This window comes from Nostoc sp. FACHB-190 (genome assembly GCF_014696905.1).
Classification (GTDB): domain Bacteria; phylum Cyanobacteriota; class Cyanobacteriia; order Cyanobacteriales; family Nostocaceae; genus Nostoc_B.
Window position 1 is genome coordinate 1 of sequence record NZ_JACJQW010000096.1, and the last position, 6157, is coordinate 6157.

8 protein-coding genes are annotated in these 6157 nt (G+C 40.7%); 4 read left to right on the forward strand and 4 right to left on the reverse strand.

Translation table 11 applies throughout. The features are described 5' to 3' along the window. Window positions 1-118: 118 nt before the first annotated feature. Together H6G28_RS36055 and H6G28_RS36060 are read right to left on the reverse strand one after the other, a co-directional pair. Entirely contained in the window at window positions 119-715 is a 597-nt protein-coding gene (locus tag H6G28_RS36055; protein WP_190678127.1) for an ImmA/IrrE family metallo-endopeptidase, read from the reverse strand. Further along, the gene (locus tag H6G28_RS36060) at window positions 712-1098 is read right to left on the reverse strand and encodes a helix-turn-helix domain-containing protein (protein ID WP_199333025.1); all 387 of its coding nucleotides are present in this window, start codon (window positions 1096-1098) and stop codon (window positions 712-714) included. The genes H6G28_RS36055 and H6G28_RS36060 overlap by 4 nt, the downstream gene beginning before the upstream one ends. 138 nt (window positions 1099-1236) lie before the next feature. Between H6G28_RS36060 and H6G28_RS36065 the strand changes: the two genes are divergently transcribed. Genes H6G28_RS36065 through H6G28_RS36075 form a run of 3 tightly spaced genes read left to right on the forward strand, consistent with a single transcriptional unit; the run spans window position 1237 to window position 3302 of the window. Continuing rightward, window positions 1237-1710 (forward strand): multiubiquitin domain-containing protein, encoded by a 474-nt coding sequence (locus H6G28_RS36065; protein ID WP_242054753.1) that lies wholly within the window; start codon window positions 1237-1239, stop codon window positions 1708-1710. Further along, window positions 1685-2869, forward strand: coding sequence for a ThiF family adenylyltransferase (locus H6G28_RS36070; RefSeq protein ID WP_190678130.1), 1185 nt, complete (start codon window positions 1685-1687; stop codon window positions 2867-2869). Before H6G28_RS36065 ends, H6G28_RS36070 begins: the two co-directional genes overlap by 26 nt. Before the next feature lie 4 nt (window positions 2870-2873). Then, entirely contained in the window at window positions 2874-3302 is a 429-nt protein-coding gene (locus H6G28_RS36075) for a ubiquitination-like system serine protease family protein (RefSeq protein ID WP_190678131.1), read from the forward strand. Between the two features lie 402 nt (window positions 3303-3704). Here the strand turns inward: H6G28_RS36075 and H6G28_RS36080 are convergent, their stop codons facing one another. Further along, entirely contained in the window at window positions 3705-3914 is a 210-nt protein-coding gene (locus H6G28_RS36080) for a hypothetical protein (RefSeq protein ID WP_190678134.1), read from the reverse strand. Between the two features lie 356 nt (window positions 3915-4270). Here H6G28_RS36080 and H6G28_RS36085 point away from each other — a divergent pair, with 356 nt between their 5' ends. After that, window positions 4271-5245, forward strand: coding sequence for a DUF4365 domain-containing protein (locus H6G28_RS36085; RefSeq protein WP_190678137.1), 975 nt, complete (start codon window positions 4271-4273; stop codon window positions 5243-5245). A gap of 81 nt (window positions 5246-5326) precedes the next feature. Here the strand turns inward: H6G28_RS36085 and H6G28_RS36090 are convergent, their stop codons facing one another. Then, a complete protein-coding gene (locus H6G28_RS36090) occupies window positions 5327-5929 on the reverse strand; it encodes a tyrosine-type recombinase/integrase (protein WP_190678141.1) in 603 nt (200 codons plus the stop codon). Between the last annotated feature and the right edge of the window lie 228 nt (window positions 5930-6157).

The following is a 6157-nucleotide window of genomic DNA, read 5'->3' on the forward strand; positions in this document are numbered from 1 at the left end:
TGCAGTTTCATTTGCAAATAATGTCGTTTTGAGCAGAACCTTATTTGCAAATAATGTGGTTTCAAAATCGCCTTGTTTGCAGTTTTAGCCCTGGATGTTTGCAGTTCGCTACACATAGCTATGCTTGACGAGATAGCTGCTTCTCTACGCCCGTTATGCGTAGTCGGTACTTGTACAACTCCTTACTTACACCGAAGTAATCGGCCGCAGCTTCAATATCCATCTTCTGACGATGAGTGGCAGCGATAGCAGGTCTAGGAAGTAAGAGACAAGCACCCAACCAATCGGCTTCTGCTTCCTGGCGCTTATCAAATGTACGAAAGCCTATGCCAGTGCTATCAGATACGATAATCTGACTCGATTCATGTTTAAGAAAGATGTGAGCCAGCTCGTGCATCAGATCATTGGATTGGCGGGCAACTGAATGGGACGGATTGAGTACGATAATGTCTTTTGTTCCTGAGCGGACGGTAACGGCAGACCATTCATCGCCCTCCGGTGATTGAAGGTAACGAAGCGTTTCGCGGGGTAAGCCAGGCACATTGGCGAGTTCCCAGATAAATACATTTAAATATTTTGCGACTTCGCGTGCAAGCAATGGGTCTGTATCTTTCAGTCCTAAATGTGACCTGACCTGAATCGCAGTGTTCTCGCATCGTGATTTGAAACCCCGGACGAACAGTGCTTCATCATTTTTTGATACTGGGCCGATCATTCCTCGTCCTCTGCCACGGCAGCTTGATGAATAGCAAGAATTAATGCACCCAAATGTTGCGCGGTCTTTGGACTCATTGTCTTGCCTGCCTTAAAGTGAGCAAGCATCACCGTTTGGTTGGGCTTGGATGCAGTTTCTGTTTCTCCATGCTCCTTGTAGCCAAGAATTTCGCCAGGATCGACTTCGAGCCAGGCACAAATTTTTGTAAAGGATTCGAGGTCAGGCTGTTTTCCTGCCTCTACCCGTGATAGGGTTGCGGCGCTTATATTCATTTCTGCCGCAACTTGTCTTAGTCCTCTGCTGCCCCTTCGTTTCTTGATGAGGGGGCCAAGTTGCTCAAGTGTAAGCCGAGCCATAAAAAATTCCTTTAGTTTTTGTTTCACTCTTGCAACACTGTTGCATATGTGATATAACAGACTTGAATCACTGAAGCAACGTTGTTGCAGAGATGGAATAGCTTCACTCTATCACTATTAGCATCAGGGGTTTGTATTGTATTAGCTTTTAGGTGTGAGGATTTGATGATGAGCGAAAAAGAACACAAGCATAATGTAGGGCATAGTAAAGTCCGCGTCCATATAGATCGGAAACAGTACGAGTCGCCGAATCCAACAACAGGTTCGGCACTTTATGCACTTGGCCATGTTCCTCATGGATTCGATCTGTTTCAGGAGGTGGAGGGAAACCAGGAAGATAAAGTCATCCCGAATGACGGAAATGAGATTCATCTCAAAGAAGATGAGCATTTCTACAGCACCAAAGAGTTCAAGATCATCGTGAATGGTCGTCTCAAAGAGGTTACTTCAAAGGAATTATCGTTTACCGAGATTGTCTCTTTGGCATTTAGTAATCCGCCGACAGGCGAAAACATTCTTTTTACAGTTACATACGAGAAAGGCAGAGGCAGCAAGCCTGAAGGGACTTTAGTCGAAGGACAATCGGTACATATTAAAAATGGGATGATCTTCAATGTCACAGCAACTGATAAGTCGTAGCCCTGACTTAAAGCGTCTTCAAGATGAAGGCTTTGATCTAGAGATCAACTCAGGCTATCTGTTGGTCAAAAATATTCCGTATTTGAACTCCAACCGAGAAATCAAATACGGGATGCTTGTTTCAGAATTGACTCTTGCTGGCGATGTAACCACTAAACCTAGCACACACGTTATTGAGTTTGACGGGGATCATCCTTGCCACAGAGACGGGACAGAAATAACTCAGATCAAAAATGCGAGTACAAGAAAGCAAATCACTCAGGGAGTTGAAGTTCAACACACGTTTTCAAGCAAACCCCCTGAAGGATATCCAAATTATTACGAAAAGCTGACTACGTATATCGCTATTATTTCTAGTCCTGCACAAGCAATTGATCCGGCTGTCACAGCAAAGAATTTCTCAGTTATTCAATCAGAGGAAGGAGAATCGCCATTCCATTATCGTGATACCGCATCGAGTAGAGCGGGTATCAATCTAATTTCTCAGAAATTAGCCCTGGAAGATGTTGCTATTGTGGGCTTAGGTGGAACCGGAACATACGTGTTGGATCTAGTAGCCAAAACTCCCGTCAAAAGAATTCATCTATTTGATGGAGATAAATATTTGCAACATAACGCATTTAGGTCTCCAGGTGCGCCATCAATTGATGAATTGAGGGAAATCCCTTATAAGGTAACTTACTTTCAGAAACTGTACTCCAAAATGCATCGAGGTATTGTTCCTCATGCTTTCCATATTGAAGATGAAATAAGTGTCAGTCATCTCAAGGAGATGAAGTTTGTATTCCTTTGCATTGATAGAGGTAGAGCAAAAAAGCTAATTATCGAAAAGTTAGAAGAATTTGGCATTCCTTTCATTGATGTCGGAATTGGTGTGAATTTAGTTGATGAATCGTTAGGGGGGATACTAAGAGTCACGACTAGCACTATAGAACAGCGTGAGCATATAAATAAAAGAGTTTCTTTTTCAGACAATAACGGTAACAACGACTATGCTCAAAATATTCAGATTGCTGAACTGAATGCTCTTAATGCAACGTTAGCTGTAATAAAGTGGAAAAAAATATTTGGGTTCTATCGAGACTATAAGCGCGAACATAACACTACATATACCATAGATGGCAATACACTGATTAACGAAGACCAGTTAGAAGGCTGAAACGGTGCTTAGACACGAATTTGTTGAATATATTCCTGATAACCTCAATGACAACACTATCTATGTGTCTATAAAGTTTGCAACGGTGGCTCACAAATGTTGCTGTGGATGTGGGAACGAGGTTTTTACTCCACTAAGCCCAACGGATTGGAAGTTAATCTTTAACGGTAAATCAATTTCGCTTGAGCCTTCGATTGGTAACTGGAGTTTCAAGTGTAAGTCTCATTATTGGATCAGACATAATAATGTTATATGGGCTGCCCAATGGTCACAAGAAGAGATTGACACTGCCAGAGTACATGATCGTTCTGCAAAAGAGAAATACTTTGGAGATGCTTCTAGTAGCGAAACCACAGAGAAACCACAGAACGATAAGCAAAAGCAAAGTTTCTGGATGCAACTGAAACAGTGGTGGTTGCAGTTTTGGAAGTGACTGTAATAATATACCGACCAAGAGTCCTTGGTGGCTGTTGCTCCTTACTTGGATGCCTAAGCCAGAAAGTCACCTCTCTGACTCGGCTTCATGCCGACTTATGCGGTCGTAGGGATGGGCAGTGCTTTAGTAGTTTTCGGTCAATAGACTGACTTAGAAAAGTGTTGATCGACTTTATAAGTTACGGCAATCAGTAGGTGCGCTCGTCTACGGCAGGGCGTAGCCCATTGCGCTTTTCGGCTTAATTCCTACTGTGTAGACTGTGGTGTATAAAAGTCGTCATAATCCCATTAACCGACTAGGGGCGATCGCTAATTTTTAGATTATTACTTGCTCCCTGCCCCCCTTGCCCAATGTCGTTTTAGGCATAAATTCCGACTAAAAGGCGATCGCCCGAATACCTTACAATCCCTTATAAGCTGCTATCTGTCGCAGATTTTCTACTACCAGATACCCTGAATCTTCATGCTTATTCTCCAGCAATATCTGCTCAATCCTCTGCCGTTCGGCAGCATCTGCATCTAGGTAAAAATTAAGCAATAGTTCAACAAACAGGGTGTTGTTATTAGCTACCTGAAAAATTAAGTCGTTAAGCATTGTAATCACCATCATACAAAGCGATTCTCGTAGAAAATTGCCTATGACCATCATCAGTTTTCACATTCTTCAACTACTTCAACTGTGATAGATACATAAATTCCTATTGTTAAATATTCACCTTTGGATCGCAAAAGATACTATTTAAATTACACAGATTAATAAATTATTACCTCGTCATCGCTGGAACGTCGAGAGGTCACTTTAACCAGATATTCTGACACTGTTGGTAAATGTAATACAGATTGCTCCATATCCTCAATCGCGCAAGAAGGGTACGCAGTTCATCTTTTTTGTGTGATTGTTACTATAGTAACAGGCTCTAGCGAACCACCTCTAAAAGTTGTTTCTTTTTTTGCATGATTTCTGTAATGAACCAAGGAAGTTTTAACCCAATAGCTGATGAAGGTGTTTATACAGTAGGAAGGATTTTTAACAGAGACTTTCTTTGGGCGTTTCGTCCACAGCCAATTGCTGATATGGGAATTGATGCTCATGTTGAGGTTTGTAAAGATGGTAAGCCATTAGGACAGATTATTGCTTTGCAAATTAAATCTGGTGAGAGTTACTTTCAAACAGAAATCAATGAAGGGTATGTTTATCGAGGAGAATTAAAACATTTACATTACTGGCTTAATTACCCTTTACCAGTATTATTAGCGTTGTATCACCCTGTTTTTGAGCAAGTTTTTTGGGAAGTAGTTACAAAAGAAAAAATTGAGTTTACTAAGAAGGGATGGAAAATCGTAATTCCTTATAAACAATACTTAAATAAAAGTGCTTTACCTAAAATATTAGCACTTTTAAATAATCAAATTAATATAAAATTACCAGAAGATTATCTTATTCAAGAAATTATTGAAGAAACAAATTTTCTTAAATCATTACCACCTTGGAAAGTCGTAGGATATGATGAACTAGAAAAATTAGCCATAGGTACAAGGATTAAATCTAAAGAAAAGATTAGAGCTTTTACCAAGGATATGTTTTATAACAACATTGATTTCCGTGAATGGCAAATTCATATGGCTAATGAAATTAAATATGTTGTAATTATTCATTATTTATTAGCAAAAGGCGGTTTGAAGGCAATAGAAGAAAATGATTATTCCAGACTAACTAAAATTTTAAAGCAGCAATTTCAATTTTTACATCTTTTTGCTGTCGATATTAAACAAGGTCGCTTCAGAAAAAGCGATCTTCCAGAGCTTATTGAACGTAGTACAATCTTTATTGATTGCAGTATTGTAGCATTTGAAATGGCAAAAGCTAGAAATGCCGAGTTAGAATTAATTTATATTAGAGATGATAATAATCAATGGAAAACTAAATTGCTCAAAAGTTAGTTAGTGATTAAGATACACGATTATTGATATCAAGTTCTGCCTGTGCTGCCAGGGTCATTGCCCAGGGCGAACACAAGAATGTTATAAATCTCCCCAATCAAAATTAAGGAAACGTCGGGCATTCAGCTTGGTATATTTTTCAGTGTGTTTGATATCCCGATGCCCTAAAAAGTCCTGAATTTCTCTAGTGCTGTAACCCTGATTTACCAAATAATAACCGCAAGCATGGCGCATCATGTGACAGTGGACTTTGATATCAAGCCCTGCCTGCGCTGCCAGCCGCCCTAGCAACTTCCGCACCGCATCAGTGGACATCACTTGACCACGTTCAGAAACGAAAATATATTTGCTATCAGGAAATTGTTCTCTAAGTTCCTTGAGCAAAGTTAACTCATCATCTCTCAAGGGATGCACCCCAGAATCGCTGCCTTTCTCCCTGGTAATGAAAATCTGACGTTCCCCCCACATCACCGCATCCCAACGCAAGCCACACGCCTCACCTACAGCTTCACCGACCCTCAGCCCATGCCGAAACATCATCAGCATCAGCGTGTAGTCACGGTGAGCATAACGGGCAGGGCGATTAAGTGCCGCATCAAGTAGCGATCGCACCTCAGATGGTGTAAGGTATTCTCTAGACCTGTAATGCTTGTTAGGTTTACGTCCTGGCGGGGTGGTCGTCATTTATTTAGGGGAGTACTGTCCGCTTTACGCGATGTTTTCTGGACACTACTCATTCTCCCAAAAGCTTGTACTTTCGTGAAGCAGTACCTTGATCATGACCTCTGTTAAGCATTACTTATAGCGTTTACCAGTCTAATGAAGTACACTAATTAAAATAAATCAGTGTATCTACTCAAGGGTAAAAATGAAACCATATTCCCTCGACTTTCGCCAAAAAATAGTTGATAC